This is a genomic window from Arthrobacter sp. STN4, from assembly GCF_024539665.1.
Lineage (GTDB): Bacteria > Actinomycetota > Actinomycetes > Actinomycetales > Micrococcaceae > Specibacter.
Genome location: NZ_JAKZGX010000013.1, coordinates 36,155 through 57,889 on the forward strand (window position 1 = coordinate 36,155; position 21,735 = coordinate 57,889).

The 21,735-nt window shown below is 63.5% G+C and carries 19 protein-coding genes; 16 read left to right on the top strand and 3 right to left on the bottom strand.

The window, feature by feature from the left end; all coding sequences use genetic code 11:
- Positions 1-57 precede the first annotated feature (57 nt).
- On the bottom strand, positions 58-552 hold the full coding sequence (locus MMF96_RS11060; protein WP_176615123.1) for a YbaK/EbsC family protein: 495 nt from the start codon (positions 550-552) through the stop codon (positions 58-60).
- Positions 549-1,772 carry an acetyl-CoA C-acetyltransferase gene (locus MMF96_RS11065; RefSeq protein WP_256883577.1) on the bottom strand — a complete coding sequence of 408 codons (1,224 nt, stop codon included), beginning with the start codon at positions 1,770-1,772 and terminating at the stop codon, positions 549-551. The genes MMF96_RS11060 and MMF96_RS11065 overlap by 4 nt, the downstream gene beginning before the upstream one ends.
- Positions 1,773-2,195: 423 nt before the next feature.
- Here MMF96_RS11065 and rpoB point away from each other — a divergent pair, with 423 nt between their 5' ends.
- Together rpoB and MMF96_RS11075 are read left to right on the top strand one after the other, a co-directional pair.
- Positions 2,196-5,714: a DNA-directed RNA polymerase subunit beta gene (rpoB, locus tag MMF96_RS11070; protein ID WP_176615125.1), complete on the top strand. Its 3,519-nt coding sequence runs from the start codon at positions 2,196-2,198 to the stop codon at positions 5,712-5,714.
- A 137-nt stretch (positions 5,715-5,851) separates the two neighbouring features.
- Positions 5,852-9,754, top strand: coding sequence for a DNA-directed RNA polymerase subunit beta' (locus MMF96_RS11075; RefSeq protein WP_176615126.1), 3,903 nt, complete (start codon positions 5,852-5,854; stop codon positions 9,752-9,754).
- Between the two features lie 85 nt (positions 9,755-9,839).
- On the opposite strand, the gene MMF96_RS11080 is transcribed toward MMF96_RS11075, so the two are convergent.
- The gene (locus MMF96_RS11080) at positions 9,840-10,832 is read right to left on the bottom strand and encodes a patatin-like phospholipase family protein (protein WP_256883578.1); all 993 of its coding nucleotides are present in this window, start codon (positions 10,830-10,832) and stop codon (positions 9,840-9,842) included.
- A 402-nt stretch (positions 10,833-11,234) separates the two neighbouring features.
- Between MMF96_RS11080 and rpsL the strand changes: the two genes are divergently transcribed.
- From rpsL to rpmC, 14 genes are all read left to right on the top strand, one after another.
- Complete coding sequence (gene rpsL / locus MMF96_RS11085) at positions 11,235-11,609, top strand: 30S ribosomal protein S12 (protein ID WP_176615128.1); 375 nt, start codon at positions 11,235-11,237, stop codon at positions 11,607-11,609.
- Position 11,610: 1 nt separating this feature from the next.
- A complete protein-coding gene (gene rpsG, locus MMF96_RS11090) occupies positions 11,611-12,081 on the top strand; it encodes a 30S ribosomal protein S7 (RefSeq protein ID WP_054012305.1) in 471 nt (156 codons plus the stop codon).
- Positions 12,082-12,163: 82 nt separating this feature from the next.
- Complete coding sequence (gene fusA / locus MMF96_RS11095; RefSeq protein WP_176615129.1) at positions 12,164-14,278, top strand: elongation factor G; 2,115 nt, start codon at positions 12,164-12,166, stop codon at positions 14,276-14,278.
- Positions 14,279-14,439: 161 nt separating this feature from the next.
- On the top strand, positions 14,440-15,630 hold the full coding sequence (gene tuf, locus MMF96_RS11100; RefSeq protein ID WP_176615130.1) for an elongation factor Tu: 1,191 nt from the start codon (positions 14,440-14,442) through the stop codon (positions 15,628-15,630).
- Positions 15,631-16,425: 795 nt separating this feature from the next.
- Positions 16,426-16,734 carry a 30S ribosomal protein S10 gene (gene rpsJ / locus MMF96_RS11105; protein WP_003803825.1) on the top strand — a complete coding sequence of 103 codons (309 nt, stop codon included), beginning with the start codon at positions 16,426-16,428 and terminating at the stop codon, positions 16,732-16,734.
- 17 nt (positions 16,735-16,751) lie between these two features.
- The gene (gene rplC, locus MMF96_RS11110) at positions 16,752-17,402 is read left to right on the top strand and encodes a 50S ribosomal protein L3 (protein WP_176615131.1); all 651 of its coding nucleotides are present in this window, start codon (positions 16,752-16,754) and stop codon (positions 17,400-17,402) included.
- 5 nt (positions 17,403-17,407) lie between these two features.
- The gene (gene rplD / locus MMF96_RS11115) at positions 17,408-18,235 is read left to right on the top strand and encodes a 50S ribosomal protein L4 (RefSeq protein ID WP_176615132.1); all 828 of its coding nucleotides are present in this window, start codon (positions 17,408-17,410) and stop codon (positions 18,233-18,235) included.
- On the top strand, positions 18,232-18,537 hold the full coding sequence (rplW, locus tag MMF96_RS11120; protein WP_113719165.1) for a 50S ribosomal protein L23: 306 nt from the start codon (positions 18,232-18,234) through the stop codon (positions 18,535-18,537). Before rplD ends, rplW begins: the two co-directional genes overlap by 4 nt.
- A 30-nt stretch (positions 18,538-18,567) precedes the next feature.
- The gene (rplB, locus tag MMF96_RS11125; RefSeq protein ID WP_165183262.1) at positions 18,568-19,407 is read left to right on the top strand and encodes a 50S ribosomal protein L2; all 840 of its coding nucleotides are present in this window, start codon (positions 18,568-18,570) and stop codon (positions 19,405-19,407) included.
- A gap of 12 nt (positions 19,408-19,419) precedes the next feature.
- Positions 19,420-19,701, top strand: a complete 282-nt coding sequence (gene rpsS, locus MMF96_RS11130; RefSeq protein ID WP_003803803.1) for a 30S ribosomal protein S19 — start codon at positions 19,420-19,422, stop codon at positions 19,699-19,701.
- Between the two features lie 38 nt (positions 19,702-19,739).
- A complete protein-coding gene (gene rplV / locus MMF96_RS11135) occupies positions 19,740-20,105 on the top strand; it encodes a 50S ribosomal protein L22 (RefSeq protein WP_125610316.1) in 366 nt (121 codons plus the stop codon).
- Positions 20,106-20,954 carry a 30S ribosomal protein S3 gene (rpsC, locus tag MMF96_RS11140; protein ID WP_176615133.1) on the top strand — a complete coding sequence of 283 codons (849 nt, stop codon included), beginning with the start codon at positions 20,106-20,108 and terminating at the stop codon, positions 20,952-20,954.
- Complete coding sequence (gene rplP / locus MMF96_RS11145; RefSeq protein ID WP_165183260.1) at positions 20,955-21,371, top strand: 50S ribosomal protein L16; 417 nt, start codon at positions 20,955-20,957, stop codon at positions 21,369-21,371.
- A gap of 2 nt (positions 21,372-21,373) precedes the next feature.
- A complete protein-coding gene (gene rpmC / locus MMF96_RS11150) occupies positions 21,374-21,697 on the top strand; it encodes a 50S ribosomal protein L29 (RefSeq protein WP_176615134.1) in 324 nt (107 codons plus the stop codon).
- The last annotated feature ends 38 nt before the right edge of the window (positions 21,698-21,735 follow it).

The following is a 21,735-nucleotide window of genomic DNA, read 5'->3' on the forward strand; positions in this document are numbered from 1 at the left end:
CGTGTGAAATTTCCTACGCCGCCGCCAGCATGGCACGCCCCCGTCGTTGGGGTGGGGCTACTCAGGGGCTGAAATGTCCGCGACCGTGGCGTCCAGGGCGGAAATAAGGGCGTCAGCCTCGACGAACATGCTGTAGCCGTGTTCGCCGGCGCCCAGGGCCACGCGGCGCCCGGCCACGCTCTCGTCCACAAACACGGGCCACGGCGTCGTGCTGCCCAGGGGAGTGATGGTGCCGCGCTCATGGCCCGTGGCGGCCAGTGCGACGTCGGGCTTGGGCATCTGCAGCTTGTTGACGCCCACCACGGCTCGCAGCTTGGGCCAGGAAATGGCGCGCCCGCCCGGCACCAGCGCAAACAGGAAGGTGTCGTCGCTGCGCTTGACCACCAGCGACTTGACGATGTCGGACGGATCGACGCCAATCAGCGCGGCGGCCTCGGCCAGTGAACCGGCGGCCGGGCGCGGGATGATCTCCACGGCAAGGCCGCGGGCGGCCGCGTCGGCGGCAACCCGGGCCCGGCCGGTCGGCGTTTCAGCGTCCCCGGCGGCGCTCACTCGGCGTCCCGGAACAGCAACAGCGCCTCGCCCTGCCCGCCGCCGCCGCACAGCGCCACGGCAGCCCGTCCCGTGCCACGGCGGGCCAGCTCAGTGGCGGCATGCAGGGCCAGGCGGGCGCCGGACGCACCAATCGGGTGCCCCAGGGCGATGGCGCCACCGTGGATGTTGCACTTCTCCAACGGGTAGTCCAGGTCCTGCAGCGACTGCACTGCCACCGAGCCAAAGGCCTCATTGATCTCAATGAAGTCGAGCTGCTCGGTGCTCCAGCCGGCCTTTTTTAGTGCGCTCTGGATGGCGTGTGAGGGCTGGGAATGCAGCGAGTTGTCCGGCCCGGCCACCTGCCCCGGTGCGCCGACAACCGCCAGCCAGGGGAGGCCGTGGGCTTCGGCATAGGACCGGCTGGACAGCACCATGGCGGATGCGCCGTCGGACAAGGGGGAGGAGTTGCCGGCCGTGATGGCGCCGTCGGCCGAAAATGCCGGACGGAGCGGGGCAAGGGTTTCCAGGGTGGTCTGGGGCCGGATGCCTTCGTCACGCGTCAGCACCACGGGCTCGCCCTTGCGCTGGGGAACGGCGACCGGCACGATCTCGTTGTCGAAGACGCCGGAGTCCTGCGCCGCCGCGGCCCGCGTGTGGGATGCCACGGCCACTTCGTCCTGGACCGCGCGGCCTATGTTCAGGCGGATGTTGCCGCGCTCCGTGGAAAGGCCCATGGATTCGCCGTCAAAGGCGTCGGTGAGGCCGTCATGTGCGGCCACGTCCAGGGCCTGGACAGCACCGTAGCTCCAGCCCTGGCGCGAACCGGGGAGCAGGTGCGGGGCCCGGGTCATGGATTCCTGCCCGCCGGCCACCACCACCTCGGCATCGCCGCTGCGGATCAGCCGGGCCGCATCAATCACGGCCGTCAGGCCCGAAAGGCAGACCTTGTTGATGGTCACCGCCGGCACGTTCCAGCTGATCCCGGCACCAATTGCGCTCTGGCGCGCGGGGTTCTGGCCGGCACCGGCCTGCAGCACCTGGCCCATGATCACCTGGTCCACGTCCGCGGCGCTGGCCCCGGAACGTTCAAGGGCTGCGGCAATGGCCTTGGCACCCAGTTCGACGGCGGTGAACCCGGCCAGCTGCCCGTTCAGCCGGCCCTGCGGGGTGCGGGCCCCGGCCAGGATCACGACCTCGGCCGCTTTGTCCACATTGTTCGGGTTCTCTTGTGCTGTCATGGCAGGCGCTCCTTACGCATTGTCCGCACAGATCACCCTTGACCTGTGCCGGGCCTTACATTGAATCTAACAGTTTGGGCGGGCCGGAAATTTCCGCCGCCGCCCTGGCCGGAGAGGTCCGGGACGGCGCCGGTGTGAGGAGCGGAACATCCATACTTGCGCATTTGCGCGGCGTGAGGTAGACACGCGGGAGATATGCCTGTAGTGTAGATCTTTGCGTATCCCTCTTAACCTTCAGCCTTCATATAGCGGTGGGCTTTGCTTCGGTCAAAGGTTGGAACGGCTCGCGTCTTGGGAAGATTCAACTCCCAACACGGGTGCTTTTGCAACTTTTGTCCAGCGTTCGTCTTGGTTTGATGACCAATCGGCGAATCGGGTGAGGGTTCACAAGAACTAGCCTGCAGGTCTGTGGAAGGATCCCTCTTGGTCGCCTCGAGCACCTCTAATGTAAATAACGCTGCAACCGCTATCGATTCAAACAGCACTGACGGTGCAAAGAGTCGCCTCTCATTCGCCAAGATTCACGAGCCGCTTGACGTGCCGAATCTGCTCGCACTCCAGACCGAGAGCTTTGACTGGCTCGTCGGCAACGAGCGCTGGCAGGGCCGCATGGAAGCCGCCGTGAACGCCGGTGATGACAGCGTGGCCGTCACGTCCGGGCTGTCTGACATCTTCGAAGAGATCTCCCCGATTGAAGACTTCCAGGGCACCATGTCCCTGTCCTTCACGGAACCGGAGTTCGCCGATCCCAAGTTCACCGTTGACGAATGCAAGGACCGCGACGCCACGTACGCGGCGCCCCTGTACGTCAAGGCTGAATTCATGAACAACCTCACGGGCGAAATCAAGCAACAGACCGTGTTCATGGGCGATTTCCCGCTCATGACCGACAAGGGCACCTTCGTCATCAACGGCACCGAACGTGTTGTTGTGTCCCAGCTGGTCCGTTCCCCGGGCGCCTACTTTGAGCGCACGGCAGACAAGACCAGCGACAAGGAAATCTTCACCGCCAAGATCATCCCCTCGCGTGGTGCCTGGTTCGAGCTGGAAATCGACAAGCGGGACCAGGTCGGCGTGCGCCTTGACCGCAAGCGCAAGCAGTCCGTCACAGTGCTGCTCAAGGCACTGGGCTGGACCGAGGGCCAGATCCTGGAGGAGTTCGGCGAGTTCGACTCCATCCGCGCCACGCTGGAAAAGGACGCGACCACCGGCCGCGAAGATGCGCTGCTGGACATCTACCGCAAGCTGCGCCCGGGCGAGCCGCCGACGGTTGACGCAGCCGACGCGTTGCTGAACAACCTCTACTTCAACGCCAAGCGCTACGACCTGGCCAAGGTCGGCCGCTACAAGATCAACCGCAAGCTGGGCATCGACATGCCGCTGAGCAACCCGGCGTCCTCCGTCCTCAGCGTCGATGACATCGTTGCGATGATCAAGTACCTCGTCACCCTGCATGCCGGCGGCAAGACCACCAAGGGCATCCGCGACGGCGCCGAAGTCGACCTCCGCGTTGACGTGGACGACATCGACCACTTCGGCAACCGCCGCATCCGCGCCGTGGGCGAGCTCATCGAGAACCAGGTCCGCACCGGCCTGTCCCGCATGGAGCGCGTTGTGCGCGAGCGCATGACCACCCAGGACGTCGAGGCCATCACGCCGCAGACGCTGATCAACATCCGCCCCGTCGTGGCTGCGATCAAGGAGTTCTTCGGAACCTCCCAGCTGTCGCAGTTCATGGACCAGAACAACCCGCTCGCCGGCCTGACGCACAAGCGCCGCCTGTCCGCGCTGGGCCCGGGTGGTCTGTCCCGCGACCGCGCGGGCATGGAAGTCCGTGACGTCCACCCGTCGCACTACGGCCGCATGTGCCCCATTGAAACCCCTGAGGGCCCGAACATCGGCCTCATCGGTTCGCTGGCCTCCTACGGCCGCATCAACCCGTTCGGTTTCATCGAGACCCCGTACCGCCGGGTCAAGGACGGCGTCGTCTCCAACGAAGTTGACTACCTGACGGCTGACGACGAAGTTGACGTTGTCATCGCCCAGGCCAACGCACCGCTGGATGACGACAACCGCTTCACCGAGGAAACCGTCCTGGTCCGCCAGCGCGGCGGTGGCGGCGAGCCCGTCCTGGTCCCGGCCGACGAGGTCGAGTACATGGACGTTTCCCCGCGCCAGATGGTGTCCGTGGCAACCGCCCTGATCCCGTTCCTGGAGCACGACGACGCCAACCGTGCCCTCATGGGTGCGAACATGCAGCGCCAGGCCGTGCCGCTGGTCCAGTCCGAGGCCCCGTTCGTGGGCACCGGCATGGAGCGCCCCACGGCTGTTGACGCCGGTGACGTTGTCATCGCCAAGAAGGCCGGTGTGGTCTCCGAGGTTTCCGCCGACGTCGTGGTGATGTTGAACGACGACGGCACGGAGACCAGCTACCCGATCGCCAAGTACCAGCGTTCCAACCAGGGCACCGCCTACAACCAGCGGGTCCTCGCCTCCGAGGGCCAGCGTCTGGAAGTCGGCGGCATCATCGCCGACGGTCCCGCAACGGACATGGGCGAGCTCGCCCTGGGCAAGAACCTGCTCGTGGCGTTCATGTCCTGGGAAGGCCACAACTACGAGGATGCCATCATCCTCTCCCAGCGCATCGTTGCCGAAGACGTGCTGTCCTCGATCCACATCGAGGAGCACGAGATCGACGCCCGCGACACCAAGCTCGGTGCCGAGGAAATCACCCGGGACATCCCGAACGTTTCCGAGGAAATCCTGGCCGGCCTGGACGAACGCGGCATCATCCACATCGGTGCCGAGGTTGAGGCCGGGGACATCCTGGTCGGCAAGGTCACCCCCAAGGGCGAGACCGAGCTGACCCCGGAAGAGCGCCTGCTGCGCGCCATCTTCGGTGAGAAGTCCCGCGAAGTGCGTGACACCTCCCTGAAGGTGCCCCACGGCGAGTCCGGCACCGTCATCGGTGTCCGCGTCTTTGACCGCGACTCCGACGACGACCTGCCCCCCGGAGTGAACCAGCTGGTCCGCGTATACGTGGCCAACAAGCGCAAGATCACCGACGGTGACAAGCTGGCCGGCCGCCACGGAAACAAGGGCGTCATCTCCAAGATCCTGCCGATCGAGGACATGCCGTTCCTGGCCGACGGCACCCCCGTGGACATCGTCCTGAACCCCTTGGGTGTTCCGGGGCGCATGAACGTGGGCCAGGTGCTGGAGATCCACCTCGGCTGGGCTGCCAAGACCGGCTGGAAGGTTGAAGGCGAACCGGACTGGATCAAGAACCTGCCGAACCTTCCGCGCGAGATCGGCCAGACGAAGGTTGCGACCCCCGTGTTCGACGGCGCCCGCGACCAGGAGATCACCGGGCTGCTTGACTCCACGAACGTGACCCGTGACGGCGACCGCCTGATCGATTCCTCGGGCAAGACGCGCCTGTTCGACGGCCGCTCCGGTGAGCCGTTCCCGGATCCGGTGTCCGTTGGCTACATGTACATCCTCAAGCTCCACCACCTGGTGGATGACAAGATCCACGCGCGCTCCACCGGCCCGTACTCCATGATCACCCAGCAGCCGCTGGGTGGTAAGGCACAGTTCGGCGGCCAGCGCTTCGGTGAGATGGAAGTGTGGGCCCTGGAGGCCTATGGCGCCGCGTACACGCTGCAGGAACTGCTCACGATCAAGTCCGATGACATCCACGGCCGCGTCAAGGTCTATGAGGCCATCGTCAAGGGTGAGAACATCCCGGAGCCGGGCATTCCGGAGTCCTTCAAGGTTCTCATCAAGGAAATGCAGTCGCTGTGCCTGAACGTGGAAGTCCTTTCCACCGACGGCACCACGATTGAGATGCGTGACTCGGATGAAGAAGTCTTCCGGGCCGCGGAGGAGCTGGGCATCGACCTCTCACGGGCCGAGCCGAACTCCGTCGAAGAGGTTTAGCGAAGCCGGCGGCGGCACCCAGCCGTGCCGCCGCCGTTCCCCCTCTTTCCGTACCCGTGGCCCGGTGGTCGGGCAAACCTCGACCCCGGGCCTGTAGAGACATTCAGACTTAGAGAATTAGAGAGAACAGGACCCATATGTCCAGCGAATCCTCCTTCGGCCTCATGCAGATCGGCCTGGCCACCGCGGAAGACATCCGCGACTGGTCGCACGGCGAAGTCAAGAAGCCGGAAACCATCAATTACCGCACCCTCAAGCCCGAGAAGGACGGCCTCTTCTGCGAGAAGATCTTTGGCCCGTCCCGCGACTGGGAATGCTACTGCGGCAAGTACAAGCGCGTGCGCTTCAAGGGCATCATCTGTGAGCGGTGTGGCGTTGAGGTCACCCGTGCCAAGGTGCGCCGCGAACGCATGGGCCACATTGAACTTGCTGCGCCCGTCACGCACATCTGGTACTTCAAGGGCGTCCCGTCCCGTCTGGGCTACCTGCTGGACTTGGCGCCGAAGGACCTGGAAAAGGTCATTTACTTCGCCGCCTACATGATCACCAGCGTCGACGAGGAAGCCCGCCACGACGAGCTGCCGAACCTCCAGATCGAGCACGACCTGGAGAAGAAGCGCATGGTTGACACGCGCGACTCCGACATCGCCACGATTGCCCGCGACCTCGAAAACGAGATTGCGCGCCTCGAGGGCGAGGGTGCCAAGGCAGCCGACAAGAAGAAGGCCCGCGACTCCGCGGACCGCCAGATGGCCAACGTGCGCAAGCGCGCCGATGCGGACATCGACCGCCTCGAGCAGGTCTGGGACCGTTTCAAGGGCCTGAAGGTCGCCGACCTCGAAGGCGACGAGGCGCTGTACCGCGAACTGCGTGACCGCTACGGCATGTTCTTCGAAGGTGCCATGGGTGCCGAGGCGATCAAGAAGCGCCTGGAGACCTTCGACATGGCTGCTGAAGCGGAGATCCTGCGCGACATCATCCAGAACGGCAAGGGCCAGCGCAAGACGCGTGCCCTCAAGCGCCTGAAGGTTGTCAACGCGTTCCTGACCACCAACAACAGTCCGCTCGGCATGGTCCTGGACGCCGTCCCGGTGATCCCCCCGGAACTGCGCCCCATGGTCCAGCTCGACGGTGGCCGTTTCGCCACCTCGGACCTGAACGACCTGTACCGCCGTGTGATCAACCGCAACAACCGCCTCAAGAGGCTGCTTGACCTGGGTGCTCCGGAGATCATCGTCAACAACGAAAAGCGGATGCTGCAGGAAGCCGTTGACTCGCTGTTCGACAACGGCCGCCGCGGCCGTCCGGTCACCGGGCCGGGCAACCGCCCGCTGAAGTCGCTCTCCGACATGCTCAAGGGCAAGCAGGGACGCTTCCGCCAGAACCTGCTTGGCAAGCGCGTTGACTACTCCGGCCGTTCGGTCATCGTTGTCGGCCCTCAGCTGAAGCTGCACCAGTGCGGCCTGCCCAAGCAGATGGCCCTGGAGCTCTTCAAGCCGTTCGTGATGAAGCGCCTGGTTGACCTCAACCACGCCCAGAACATCAAGAGCGCCAAGCGTATGGTGGAGCGTTTCCGCCCGCAGGTGTGGGATGTTCTCGAAGAGATCATCACCGAGCACCCGGTGCTGCTGAACCGTGCACCAACCCTGCACCGTTTGGGCATCCAGGCGTTCGAGCCGCAGCTGGTTGAAGGCAAGGCCATCCAGCTTCACCCGCTGGTGTGTGGCGCCTTCAACGCCGACTTCGACGGTGACCAGATGGCAGTGCACCTGCCGCTGAGCCCCGAGGCACAGGCTGAAGCCCGCATCCTGATGTTGTCCTCCAACAACATCCTGAAGCCTTCGGACGGCCGCCCGGTCACCCTGCCTTCGCAGGATATGATCATCGGCCTGTACCACCTGACCACCAAGCGCATTGGCGCCGTGGGCGAAGGTCGGATCTTCTCCACCCCGGCCGAGGCCGTCATGGCGCACGACGCCGGCGAGCTGCACTTGAACTCGCAGGTCAAGATCCGCCTGGAGAACTTCGTGCCGTACGCGGGCTGGGAAGCCCCCGAAGGCTGGGAGGCCGGCCAGCCGGCCATCGTGGCGACGTCGCTGGGACAGGTCATCTTCAACGAGACCCTGCCCGCCGACTACCCGTGGGTTGAGAAGGTTGCCGACAAGGGCCAGCTCTCCGAGATCGTCAACGACCTCGCCGAGCGCTACCCGAAGGTTGTGGTGGCGGCAACGCTGGACAACCTTAAGGATGCAGGCTTCTACTGGGCCACCCGCTCCGGCATCACGGTTGCCATCTCCGACATCGAGGTGCCCAAGGCCAAGCCGGCCATCCTGGAAAGCTACGAGACCAAGGCCGCCAAGGTCCAGGCACAGTTCGACAAGGGCCTGATCGCCGACGACGAGCGCCGCCAGGAGCTCATCGACATCTGGAACCAGGCAACGAACGAGATCGCCGAGGCGATGCGTGCGTCGCTGTCCGCCTCCAACACGATCAACCGGATGGTCTCCTCCGGCGCCCGTGGTAACTGGATGCAGGTTCGCCAGATTGCCGGTATCCGCGGCCTGGTGGCCAACCCGAAGGGTGAAATCATTCCGCGCCCGATCAAGTCCTCCTACCGGGAGGGACTGTCGGTCCTGGAGTACTTCATCGCCACGCACGGTGCCCGCAAGGGTCTGGCCGACACGGCCCTCCGTACGGCAAACTCGGGCTACCTGACCCGTCGCCTCGTGGACGTTTCGCAGGATGTCATTGTCCGTGAAGACGACTGCGGCACCGAGCGCGGCCTGACCCTGCCCATCGCAGTGGTCACCGAAAACGGCGAGATCAAGCTGCACGAGGAAGTCGAGAACAGCGTGTACGCACGCACCTTGGCTGCCGACGTGGTGGATTCCTCCGGCACCGTGCTGGCAAATGCCGGCGACGACGTCGGCGATGTCCTCATTGCCAAGCTGTTCGCGGCCGGCATTGAAGAGATCAAGGTCCGCTCCGTGCTGACCTGTGAATCCACGGTGGGCACCTGTGCCCTGTGCTACGGCCGTTCGCTGGCCACCGGCAAGACCGTGGACATCGGTGAGGCCGTGGGCATCATCGCCGCACAGTCCATCGGTGAGCCCGGCACGCAGCTGACCATGCGTACCTTCCACACTGGTGGTGCCGTTTCGGCCAGCCGCGGGGAGGACATCACCCAGGGTCTGCCGCGTATCCAGGAGCTCTTCGAGGCCCGTACCCCGAAGGGTGTGGCACCGATCGCAGAGGCCGCCGGCCGCATCAACATTGATGAGTCCGAGCGCACCATGCGTTTGATCCTCACCCCGGACGACGGAACCGAAGAGATCGCCTACCCGGTCCTGCGCCGTGCCCGCCTGCTGGTCGCAGACGGCGAGCACGTGGTGGTTGGCCAGAAGCTGATTGTCGGTGCCGTGGACCCGAAGCAGGTCCTGCGCATCCTCGGCCCGCGTGCCGCCCAGAAGCACCTCGTTGAGGAAGTCCAGGGCGTGTACCGCAGCCAGGGTGTGGGCATCCACGACAAGCACGTGGAAGTCATCGTCCGCCAGATGCTCCGCCGCGTGACGGTCATCGAGTCCGGCGACTCCAACCTGCTGCCCGGCGAGCTTGCCGAGCGCGGGCGCTTCGAGACGGAAAACCGCCGCGTGGTGTCCGAGGGCAAGAAGCCGGCCTCGGGCCGTAACGAGCTCATGGGCATCACCAAGGCCTCGCTGGCCACCGAGTCCTGGCTCTCCGCCGCTTCCTTCCAGGAAACCACCCGCGTCCTGACGCAGGCGGCCATGGAAGGCAAGTCCGACCCCCTGCTGGGCCTGAAGGAGAATGTCATCATCGGCAAGCTCATCCCGGCCGGCACCGGATTGCCTCGCTACACCAACGTCACGGTGGAGCCGACGGAAGAGGCCAAGGCCAACCTGTTCACCGGTCCGAGCGCGTTCAGCGACTTTGACTACGTGGGCGGCGTGGGCGACCTCGGTGCAGAGTTCCGTGCCATCCCCCTGGATGACTACGACCTGGGCACCAACTTCTCCGGCTAGCATTCGGCCAAGAAGTACGACGGCGGTTGGCGGGCTTCCCTGTGAAGCCCGCCAACCGCCGTCGTGCGTTGGGCAGGCAAAGTGCCTACTTGGTGTAGTCCCCGGCCTTCCAGGTGCCCCAGTCCCAGCCGGCGAGGAACTTCTGCCCGCTCGCCCTGCCCTTGGCGAAAAGTGCCTCCTTGTCCGCCGGGGTCAGGTGGAAGTCGGTGGCCCGGTAGTTGGAGGTGTCGACGAAGATGGTCCGGGAAACCGCCTGCGGGTCGTTGACGTAGCTGCGGTCGTGCGCACCAACCATGGTGCTCAGCAACGACTTGGCCAGTTGCAGGTTGCTGTTGTCCGGCGCCCAGTCCTCGGTGCGGATGCTGGTCTGCCCGGAAAGCTTGACGCCGAGGGTGGGCCACCGCGACGGCTGGCCGTCATGCCTGTCAAAGATCGCCATGGGAAAGTTGGAGAGCAGGCCGCCGTCGGCACACACAATGTGGTCGTGTCCGATCAGGGAGGTGTTGGCGGGCATCATCCAGGGCCGGAAGAAAATCGGGATGGAGGCGGATGCCCGGATGGCATCCGCCACGGACACCCTGTCGGGGTCAAGGCCCAACAGGGATTCATAGTCCCAAGGGAGTCGGAGCATGAGGCCACGCGAAACGTCGGAGACGATCACCACCAGCCGGTACCGGTGCGCTGGCGGGAGGGCGCTGCCGGGATCATCCTGCTTCAGGTCCGCCCAGGTGTAGACGCCCTGGCCGGCCAGCGTCTCGGAAATCCAGTCGTGCAGGAAGCCGCCGGCGAAGAGCCCCTCGTGGAGGAGCAGCCCGGCGGATGCACCCAGGCCGGGCACGTGGGCCAGGAAACCCGACTCGTCCTCGAAGCGGGCAAAGTCCAGGTCATCCATGACGCCCTTGACCTGGGAAACGGACATGCCGGAGGCCAGCAGGCCTGCCACGATCGCCCCTGCCGAGGTGCCGGCCACCCGGTGGAAGGTGTAGGGGTCGGCGTGTTCGGCCAGGGCCGTCACCGCCCCCACCAGGCCGGACCCCTTGACGCCGCCGCCTTCCAGCACCAAATCTGCATCTGCCATGGCACACCTGCAATCCGCCGAAAATCCGCTCCACATCGGGTGCTGCAAGTGGGAGACCGGCCAGCGTGCGGCGTGGAGTACCTTCGAGAGTGCGCGCGCCAGTCCGTCCTGTCAAGGATTAACGGACCGTGATTTCAGGACCGTGCCCACGGCATGGTAACGTAGTGGTAATTGTTAGTGTGGCAGTGGATAAGAGCGCCCGGTTCCCTTGGATTTCCAGGGGACGCGGTTCGCGGGTCCGGGTTGTACGGTTCTTGTACAGCGAATGCCACATTTTTGCATGCCTAGGCGCTGTGAAGTCGCCCAAGTCTGCGACTACCAGTAAAAGGCTCTTCCCAGGTGCTTGACGGCCGGGGAAAGCGACACGAGAAGCATCTCGAGAAAACAACGGAGAACACGAAAGTGCCTACGATTAACCAGCTGGTCCGGAAGGGCCGGTCACCCAAGGTCACCAAGACCAAGGCTCCCGCACTGAAGGGCAGCCCCATGCGCCGCGGCGTTTGCACGCGCGTTTACACGACCACCCCGAAGAAGCCGAACTCGGCCCTTCGCAAGGTTGCCCGCGTGCGCCTCAACGGTGGCGTGGAAGTTACCGCCTACATCCCCGGTGTTGGCCACAACCTCCAGGAACACTCCATCGTGCTGGTCCGCGGCGGCCGCGTGAAGGACCTTCCCGGTGTTCGTTACAAGATCGTCCGCGGCGCATTGGATACCCAGGGCGTCAAGAACCGCAAGCAGGCCCGCAGCCGCTACGGTGCCAAGATGGAGAAGAAGTAATATGCCTCGCAAGGGTCCGGCCCCCAAGCGGCCGCTAGTTGTAGATCCCGTATACGGTTCCCCCCTGGTCACGCAGCTGATCAACAAGGTTCTGGTTGACGGCAAGAAGTCCACCGCGGAGCGCATTGTCTACGGTGCACTCGAAGGTGTTCGCGAGAAGACGGGCGGCGACCCCGTTGCAGCCCTGAAGAAGGCCATGGAAAACATCAAGCCGAGCCTCGAGGTGAAGTCCCGCCGCGTTGGTGGCGCCACCTACCAGGTTCCCGTTGAGGTCAAGCCCGGTCGCCAGACCGCCCTGGCCCTGCGTTGGCTGGTCGGCTACTCGAAGGCCCGCCGCGAGAAGACCATGACCGAACGCCTGCGCAACGAGGTCCTGGATGCCTCGAACGGGCTTGGTGCCGCCGTCAAGCGTCGCGAAGACACCCACAAGATGGCCGAGTCCAACAAGGCATTCGCCCATTACCGCTGGTAACTAGAGCCGTGAGGGTGGTTCCGGATGGCCTTGGGGCCGTGCGGAACCACCCGCAAGCTCATCTCTAGAAAAGGGAGAAACCGTGGCACAGGACGTGCTTACAGACCTTAACAAGGTCCGCAACATCGGCATCATGGCCCACATTGATGCCGGCAAGACCACTACTACCGAGCGCATCCTGTTCTACACGGGTGTGAACCACAAGCTCGGCGAAACCCACGACGGTGCCTCGACGACTGACTGGATGGAACAGGAAAAGGAACGCGGCATCACCATCACCTCCGCCGCGGTGACCTGTTTCTGGAACAACAACCAGATCAACATCATTGACACCCCCGGCCACGTTGACTTCACGGTTGAGGTTGAGCGCTCCCTGCGTGTGCTCGATGGCGCCGTTGCCGTCTTCGATGGCAAGGAAGGCGTGGAGCCGCAGTCGGAGACCGTGTGGCGCCAGGCCGACAAGTACAACGTCCCGCGCATCTGCTTCGTCAACAAGATGGACAAGCTCGGCGCCGACTTCTACTTCACTGTCGACACCATCATCAACCGCCTGGGCGCGAAGCCGCTCGTCATGCAGCTGCCGATCGGTGCTGAGAGCGAATTCACCGGCGTCGTTGACCTGCTGACCATGAAGGCCCTCGTCTGGGCCGGCGACTCCAAGGGTGACGTCACCATGGGTGCCGCCTACGAGATCCTGGACATCCCTGCAGACCTGCAGGAAAAGGCTGAAGAGTACCGTGCAGCCCTCGTAGAGGCCGTTGCAGAGTCCTCCGAAGAGCTCATGGAGAAGTACCTCGAAGGCGAAGAGCCGTCCATCGAGGAACTGAAGGCCGGCATCCGCACGCTGACCGTCAACTCCGAGATCTACCCCGTGTTCTGTGGTTCCGCGTTCAAGAACCGCGGCGTGCAGCCGATGCTCGATGCTGTCATCGACTACCTGCCGAACCCGCTGGACGTTGGCGCCATGGTGGGCCACGACCCCAAGGACGAGACCGTCGAGCTCAAGCGCGAGCCCAGCGAGACGGAGCCGTTCTCGGCCCTGGCCTTCAAGATTGCCACGCACCCGTTCTTCGGACAGTTGAACTTCATCCGCGTGTACTCCGGCCGTGCAACGTCCGGAACGCAGCTGCTGAACTCGACCAAGCAAAAGAAGGAGCGCATCGGAAAGCTCTTCCAGATGCACGCCAACAAGGAAATGCCGGTTGACGAGATCCACGCAGGCCACATCTACGCGGTGATCGGCCTGAAGGACACCACGACCGGTGACACCCTGTGCGACCCGGCAAACCCGATTGTGCTTGAGTCGATGACCTTCCCCGAGCCCGTGATCTTCGTTGCCATCGAGCCGAAGACCAAGGGCGACCAGGAGAAGCTTTCCACGGCCATCCAGAAACTCTCCGCTGAGGACCCGACGTTCACCGTCAACCTCAACGAAGACACCGGCCAGACCGAAATTGGCGGCATGGGCGAGCTCCACCTGGACATCCTGGTGGACCGCATGCGCCGCGAGTTCAACGTCGAAGCCAACGTTGGCAAGCCGCAGGTTGCGTACCGCGAAACCATCAAGCGGGCTGTTGCCAAGCACGACTACACGCACAAGAAGCAGACCGGTGGTTCCGGCCAGTTCGCCAAGATCCAGATCGCGATCGAGCCGCTGGACACTGCCGAAGGTGCCATGTACGAGTTCGACAACAAGGTCACCGGTGGCCGTGTTCCCCGTGAATACATCCCCAGCGTTGACCAGGGCATCCAGTCCGCCATGCCTGACGGCGTGCTGGCCGGCTACCCGATGGTTGGCATCAAGGCCACGCTGCTTGACGGCGCGTCCCACGATGTTGACTCGTCGGAAATGGCGTTCAAGATCGCCGGCCGCATGGCGTTCAAGGAAGCTGCGCGGATGGCCAACCCGGTCCTGCTTGAACCGCTGATGGAAGTTGAAGTCCGCACCCCTGAGGAATACATGGGTGAAGTTATCGGTGACATCAACTCCCGCCGTGGCCAGATGCAGTCCATGGAGGATGCCAGCGGCGTCAAGGTCATTCGTGCCCTGGTGCCCCTGTCCGGCATGTTCGGCTACATCGGCGACCTGCGGTCCAAGACCCAGGGCCGTGCCGTGTACTCGATGAAGTTTGACAGCTACGCGGAGGTCCCGAAGGCAGTTGCCGACGAGATCATCCAGAAGTCCCGCGGCGAATAACCGTACTTTTGCTTGGGTCCGTTCCCGCACTTTATGCTGGTACGGACCCAAGCAAGCAGTAATTTCTTAAAAATCAAAAGCCCCCAGTAGACTTGCTATCGATTTCGGTGACGAAAAGCGTCGCCGAGAGTAAGTCAACGAAAACGTTCTAGGAGGAACCCGTGGCGAAGGCAAAGTTCGAGCGGACTAAGCCGCACGTTAACATCGGCACCATCGGTCACGTTGACCATGGAAAGACGACGTTGACGGCTGCCATTTCCAAGGTGCTGTACGACAAGTACCCCACACTCAACGAGCAGCGTGATTTCAGCTCCATCGACTCGGCCCCCGAGGAGAAGCAGCGCGGCATCACCATCAACATCTCCCACGTTGAGTACCAGACCGAGAAGCGCCACTACGCACACGTTGACGCTCCCGGCCACGCTGACTACATCAAGAACATGATCACCGGTGCCGCCCAGATGGACGGCGCAATCCTGGTGGTTGCTGCGACTGACGGCCCGATGGCCCAGACCCGCGAGCACGTCCTGCTCGCCCGCCAGGTGGGCGTTCCCTACCTGCTGGTGGCTCTGAACAAGTCCGACATGGTTGATGACGAAGAACTCCTCGACCTGGTCGAAATGGAAGTTCGCGAACTCCTCTCCTCGCAGGGTTTCGACGGCGACGAGGCACCTGTTGTCCGCGTCTCCGGCCTGAAGGCACTGGAAGGCGACCCCAAGTGGGTCAAGTCCGTTGAGGACCTGATGGACGCCGTTGACAACAACGTCCCGGACCCCATCCGTGACCGCGACAAGCCGTTCCTGATGCCGGTTGAAGACGTCTTCACCATCACCGGCCGCGGCACCGTTGTGACGGGCCGCGCCGAGCGTGGAACCCTTGCCCTGAACTCCGAGGTTGAGATCGTCGGCATCCGCCCGATCCAGAAGACCACGGTCACCGGTATCGAGATGTTCCACAAGCAGCTCGACGAGGCATGGGCCGGCGAGAACTGTGGTCTGCTGCTCCGCGGCATCAAGCGCGAAGATGTTGAGCGTGGCCAGGTCATCGTGAAGCCGGGCTCCATCACCCCGCACACGAACTTCGAAGGCAACGTCTACATCCTGGCCAAGGATGAGGGTGGGCGTCACAACCCGTTCTACTCCAACTACCGCCCGCAGTTCTACTTCCGCACCACGGATGTTACCGGCGTCATCACCCTGCCCGAGGGCACGGAAATGGTCATGCCTGGCGACAACACCGAAATGTCCGTTGAGCTGATCCAGCCCATCGCCATGGAAGAAGGCCTCGGCTTCGCCATCCGTGAAGGTGGCCGCACCGTTGGTTCAGGCCGCGTCACCAAGATCATCAAGTAACTTGCACTCCAAGTAACGAAGATCTGAAAGAGGAGGGCCCCGGCTTCGGCCGGGGCCCTCCTTTTTGGTACGCCCTCACCGCCCTCACAGGCCTGCCGGGCGGCTTCCCTGCAGGCGGCCGCCCTTGTGTGTTTCCCTGGACGGCGGTGCCGGCGGCCTGGTGGGCCCATGGCGACGTCGGCTGTGCCCTTGCGTCGTCCGGCGCACGCGGACACCTTGTCACCAGCCGTGGAACAGGCAGGGAACGCCGTGGGCAGACCCGTGTTGGCCGGGAAGTAGTGGAATTTCCCTCCGGGCGGGGGAGGGGGGGTCGGAACGCTTTCGGTCTGCGGCGCCGTGTGGCGGGGTGATTTTGCCCACCAAACCGGGGCATCCGGCGGGGGGACGGGCCCGCAGGGCGGTGCCGCGGCGGGAAAGTGCCGGATCGGGCCGTTGCGTGCCCGGCCCCGGGGGCAGGGTGCCGGTTGGCGTTTGCCGCCCAATTCCGGCATACTTATTGAGTTGTTCAAGTGCCTTTTCGTGTCCCGGCCGAGATAATGCTCGGCGCAGGGTCCAAGCTGAGGACCAAACATAACCCACCTTCGCAAATTATTGCGGGTACGTGCGCGAGTTGATCGCGACACGCCCGACCGCGGGGGTCGGAGCTTCGGCGGATTGAGGAACCCGGAAATGTCCGGATTCAGTTCGTTGGGAGCGTGGCGGGATCGCCACAGTGCACAGGAAAAGTAAACAGCGTTTACGTCAACAGCATTGCTCGCACAGGATGCTTCGTTACAGGAAGAGAGTCACGACGCCATGGCGGGACAAAAAATCCGCATCCGGCTGAAGTCATATGACCACGAGGTCATTGATGTTTCAGCCCGGAAGATCGTTGAGACGGTCACGCGCGCAGGCGCAACGGTAGTCGGCCCCGTGCCGCTGCCCACCGAGAAGAACGTGTACTGCGTTATCCGTTCGCCTCACAAGTACAAGGACAGCCGCGAGCACTTTGAAATGCGCACGCACAAGCGTCTGATCGACATCATCGACCCCACGCCCAAGGCGGTGGATTCGCTCATGCGTCTCGACCTGCCGGCCGACGTGAACATCGAAATCAAACTGTAGGGAGGTGCTGAGAAACTATGACCGCGACCCGAAACACTAAGGGCATCCTGGGCACGAAGCTCGGCATGACCCAGGTCTGGGACGAGAACAACAAGCTTGTTCCTGTAACCGTCGTCCAGGCCGACTCGAACGTCATCACCCAGCTGCGCAACGCAGACGTTGATGGCTACACCGCTGTTCAGATCGGCTACGGCCAGATCGACCCGCGCAAGGTGACCAAGCCGCTGGCCGGCCACTTTGAAAAGGCAGGCGTCACCCCGCGCCGCCACATCGTCGAGCTGCGCACTGCAGATGCCGACTCCTACGCCCTCGGCCAGGAAATCTCCGTTGAGATCTTCGAAGCCGGCCAGAAGGTCGACGTCGTCGGCACTTCCAAGGGCAAGGGCTTCGCCGGTGTCATGAAGCGCCACGGCTTCCACGGAGCCCCGGCATCGCACGGTGCCCACAAGAACCACCGCAAGCCCGGTTCCATCGGTGGCGCGTCCACCCCTGGCCGCGTCTTCAAGGGTGTCCGCATGGCTGGCCGCATGGGCGCCGAGCGTGTCACGACCATGAACCTGACCGTTCACGGTGTCGACGCCGAGAAGTCGCTGCTGCTGATCAAGGGTGCCGTCCCCGGCGCCCGCGGCTCGGTCGTCCTGGTACGCACCGCCGTGAAGGGAGCATAAGTAAAATGGCAACTGTAAAGGTTGACCTGCCTGCAGAGATCTTCGACGTGCAGACCAACGTGCCGCTGCTGCACCAGGTCGTTGTTGCACAGCTCGCTGCTGCACGCCAGGGTACCCACAAGACCAAGACCCGCGCCGAAGTTTCCGGTGCCGGCCGCAAGCCGTTCGCCCAGAAGGGCACCGGCCGCGCCCGCCAGGGTTCCATCCGCGCCCCTCACATGACCGGCGGTGGCATTGTCCACGGTCCGACCCCGCGTGACTACAGCCAGCGCACCCCCAAGAAGATGAAGGCTGCAGCCCTGCGCGGTGCACTCTCCGACCGGGCACGCAACGGCCGCATCCACGTTGTTTCCGAACTGGTTTCCGGCACCAAGCCGTCGACCAAGTCGGCCAAGGCACTGCTGGCCACGGTTTCCGAGCGCAAGAACCTGCTGGTCGTCATCGAGCGCAGCAACGACGTTGCCGCCCTGAGTGTCCGCAACATCACCAACATCCACGTGCTGTACGTTGACCAGCTCAACACCTACGACGTGCTCGTTGCCGATGACGTGGTCTTCACCGAAGCCGCCTACGAGATCTTCATCTCCGGCCGCGCCGCTGCCGAGGCATTCGCCTCCAGCCTAGTGCTGGTTGAGGAAGAGGTTTCCGCAGATGCTGCCGAAGGCACCATCAAGGGCAACAAGGACTCCATGAAGTACCACGTGCCTGGTTCACGCTGGTATGACGCCACTGTGGCCGAGGTTTGGTTCGCAACCGTTGAGGACGCCAAGGCCGCAGGCTTTGTCCCCGCCGGCGGCGAAGCTGCCCAGACGATTGAGGAGGACGCCAAGTGAGCGCCGTCACCATCAAGGATCCGCGCGACGTCGTGCTTGCACCCGTCGTCTCGGAAAAGAGCTACGGCCTGATCGACGAAGGTAAATACACCTTCCTGGTCGACCCCCGCTCGAACAAGACCGAGATCAAGCTGGCCGTGGAGAAGATTTTCTCCGTCAAGGTCGACTCGATCAACACCATCAACCGTGCCGGCAAGCGCAAGCGCACCCGCTTCGGATGGGGGCAGCGCAAGAGCACCAAGCGCGCCATTGTCTCCCTCAAAGAAGGCACAATCGACATCTTCGGCGGTCCGCTTTCCTAAGCGGAGACCACTTTAACGAGGAAATAAACTATGGGAATCCGTAAATACAAGCCGACAACCCCGGGCCGTCGCGGCTCGAGCGTTGCCGACTTCACCGAAATCACGCGGTCGACGCCGGAGAAGTCTCTGGTCCGTCCCCTGCCCAAAAAGGGTGGCCGCAACAACACCGGTCGTATCACGACGCGTCACAAGGGTGGTGGCCACAAGCGCCAGTACCGCCTGATTGACTTCCGTCGCCACGACAAGGACGGCGTCAACGCACGTGTGGCCGAGATCGAATACGATCCCAACCGCACGGCACGCATTGCCCTCCTGCACTACGTTGATGGCACCAAGCGTTACATCATCGCGCCGAACAAGCTCAAGCAGGGCGACTTTGTTGAAGCCGGCCCCGCGGCCGACATCAAGCCTGGCAACAACCTGCCGCTGCGCAACATCCCGGTGGGTACCGTTATCCACGCCGTGGAGCTGCGTCCCGGTGGCGGTGCCAAGATGGCCCGTTCCGCCGGTGCTTCCGTTCAGCTGGTCGCCAAGGAAGGCAAGTTCGCCCAGCTGCGGCTGCCCTCCGGTGAAATCCGCAACGTTGATGCGCGCTGCCGCGCCACCATCGGCGAAGTCGGAAACGCCGAGCAGTCCAACATCAACTGGGGCAAGGCAGGGCGCATGCGCTGGAAGGGCGTCCGCCCGACCGTCCGCGGTGTTGTCATGAACCCGGTCGACCACCCGCATGGTGGTGGTGAAGGCAAGACCTCCGGTGGACGCCACCCGGTCAACCCGAACGGCAAGCCGGAAGGCCGTACCCGCCGTCCCAACAAAGAGAGCGACAAACTCATCGTTCGTCGCCGTCGTACTGGCAAGAACAAGCGATAGGAGCCTGGAGACATGCCACGTAGCCTGAAGAAGGGTCCCTTCGTAGACCAGCACCTCTTTGTCAAGGTCGCTAGGGAAAACGAAAAGGGCACCAAGAACGTCATCAAGACCTGGTCCCGCCGCTCGATGATCATCCCGGACATGCTGGGTCACACGATCGCCGTGCACGATGGTCGCAAGCACATCCCCGTGTTTGTCACCGAGTCGATGGTCGGGCACAAGCTCGGCGAATTCGCCCCCACGCGGACATTCCGCGGCCATGTCAAGGACGACCGCAAGGGCAAGCGCCGCTAGGCGCTTGGCTTTACGGCTAAGACGAGAGAAGGATAGCAATGGAAGCCAAGGCAAGTGCGCGTCATCTGCGCGTCACGCCTATGAAGGCCCGGCGCGTCGTCAACCTGATTCGTGGCAAGCAGGCGAATGAGGCATTGGCGATTCTGAAGTTTGCCCCCCAGGCAGCTTCTGAGCCGGTATTCAAGGTAGTCCAGTCCGCAGTGGCCAACGCCCGCGTTCTGGCTGATCGCGACAGCGTCGCGTTCAATGAAAATGACCTGTACATCAGCGAAATCTTCGTTGATGAGGGCCCGACCATGAAGCGGTTCCAGCCGCGCGCCCAGGGTCGTGCCTACCAGATCAAGAAGCGCACCAGCCACGTCACCGTGGTTGTCGCTACCCCCGAGAAAGAGGAGGCTCGCTAAGTGGGACAGAAAGTAAACCCGCACGGGTTCCGTCTCGGGATCACCACGGACCACCGTTCACACTGGTTCGCGGACAGCAACAAGCCCGGACAGCGTTACAAGGACTTCGTAAAAGAAGACATCAAGATCCGCGCGCTCATGTCCACGGGCATGGACCGCGCCGGCATTTCCAAGGTTGAGATCGAGCGCACCCGTGACCGTGTACGTGTGGACATCCACACCGCACGTCCCGGCATTGTGATCGGCCGCCGTGGGGCTGAGGCAGACCGCATCCGCGGCGAGCTCGAAAAGCTCACCGGCAAGCAGGTCCAGCTGAACATCCTGGAAGTGAAGAACCCGGAAGCCGACGCACAGCTGGTGGCCCAGGGCATCGCTGAGCAGCTGACTTCCCGTGTGGCTTTCCGCCGCGCGATGAAGAAGGCCATGCAGTCCGCACAGCGCACCGGCAGCGTCAAGGGCATCCGTGTCGCTTGCGCCGGCCGTCTGGGTGGCGCTGAAATGTCGCGCACCGAGTTCTACCGCGAAGGCCGTGTGCCCCTGCACACCCTGCGCGCCAACATCGATTACGGCTTCTTCGAGGCCAAGACCGTGTTCGGCCGCATCGGTGTCAAGGTCTGGATCTACAAGGGCGATGTCACGAGCAAGGAACTGGCTGCCCAGGCAGCTGCCGCCCCTGCCCGTGGCCGTGGCCCCCGCCGTGACGGCGATGACCGCGGACCCCGCGGCCCCCGCTCCGGTGGCGACCGCCGTCGCAACGACCGTCCCGAGCGCACCGAGGCTGCTGCCGCGGCCCCGGCTCCTGCAGCTGCAGAGGCTGCAGCTCCGGCAGCAGAAGGAGGACAGGCTTAAATGCTTATCCCACGTCGAGTAAAGTTCCGCAAGCAGCACCACCCGGGTCGCTCCGGGCAGGCTACCGGCGGCACCACGGTCACGTTTGGTGAGTGGGGCATTCAGGCCCTGACGCCCGCCTACGTCACCAACCGCCAGATTGAATCCGCACGTATCGCCATGACGCGTCACATCAAGCGTGGCGGAAAGGTGTGGATCAACATCTACCCTGACCGTCCGTTGACGAAGAAGCCGGCCGAAACCCGCATGGGTTCCGGTAAGGGTTCGCCCGAGTGGTGGATTGCGAATGTCAAGCCCGGCCGCGTTCTCTTTGAACTCTCCGGTGTATCAGAAGAGGTAGCTCGCGAGGCCCTGCGCCTGGCAATCCACAAGCTGCCGTTGAAAGCACGCATCGTGCGTCGCGAAGGTGGTGAGTAGAGATGTCAGTTGGATCCAAGGATCTGGCCCCCGCACAGCTTGACGGGTTCGACAACGAGCGTCTTGTTGAAGAACTCCGGAAGGCCAAGGAGGAACTGTTCAACCTGCGCTTCCAGTCCGCCACCGGTCAGCTGGAAAGCCACGGGCGTCTGCGCGTGGTAAAGCGCGACATCGCCCGCATCTACACGGTGCTGCGCGAGCGCGAGCTGGGCATTCGCCCGGATGTTGTTGCCGCCGCCCCGGTGGAGAAGGCCTCCAAGAAGGCTGACAAGGAAGCCAAGAAGGCCTCCAAGAAGGCTGAAGAAACTGAGGAGGTCGCCAAGTGAGCGATTCTGTAAACAACACTGAAACCGGCTCCGCCGCA

Bases quoted from the DNA above. Each gene is read 5' to 3' on its own strand.
- rpsJ (WP_003803825.1), top strand. From the start codon at position 16,426: ATGGCGGGACAAAAAATCCGCATCCGGCTGAAGTCATATGACCACGAG.
- rplB (WP_165183262.1), top strand. From the start codon at position 18,568: ATGGGAATCCGTAAATACAAGCCGACAACCCCGGGCCGTCGCGGCTCG.
- rpmC (WP_176615134.1), top strand. From the start codon at position 21,374: ATGTCAGTTGGATCCAAGGATCTGGCCCCCGCACAGCTTGACGGGTTC.
- rplD (WP_176615132.1), top strand. From the start codon at position 17,408: ATGGCAACTGTAAAGGTTGACCTGCCTGCAGAGATCTTCGACGTGCAG.
- MMF96_RS11080 (WP_256883578.1), bottom strand. From the start codon at position 10,832: ATGGCAGATGCAGATTTGGTGCTGGAAGGCGGCGGCGTCAAGGGGTCC.
- rplV (WP_125610316.1), top strand. From the start codon at position 19,740: ATGGAAGCCAAGGCAAGTGCGCGTCATCTGCGCGTCACGCCTATGAAG.
- MMF96_RS11065 (WP_256883577.1), bottom strand. From the start codon at position 1,772: ATGACAGCACAAGAGAACCCGAACAATGTGGACAAAGCGGCCGAGGTC.
- MMF96_RS11075 (WP_176615126.1), top strand. From the start codon at position 5,852: ATGTCCAGCGAATCCTCCTTCGGCCTCATGCAGATCGGCCTGGCCACC.
- rpsG (WP_054012305.1), top strand. From the start codon at position 11,611: ATGCCTCGCAAGGGTCCGGCCCCCAAGCGGCCGCTAGTTGTAGATCCC.
- rplC (WP_176615131.1), top strand. From the start codon at position 16,752: ATGACCGCGACCCGAAACACTAAGGGCATCCTGGGCACGAAGCTCGGC.
- rplP (WP_165183260.1), top strand. From the start codon at position 20,955: ATGCTTATCCCACGTCGAGTAAAGTTCCGCAAGCAGCACCACCCGGGT.
- rpsS (WP_003803803.1), top strand. From the start codon at position 19,420: ATGCCACGTAGCCTGAAGAAGGGTCCCTTCGTAGACCAGCACCTCTTT.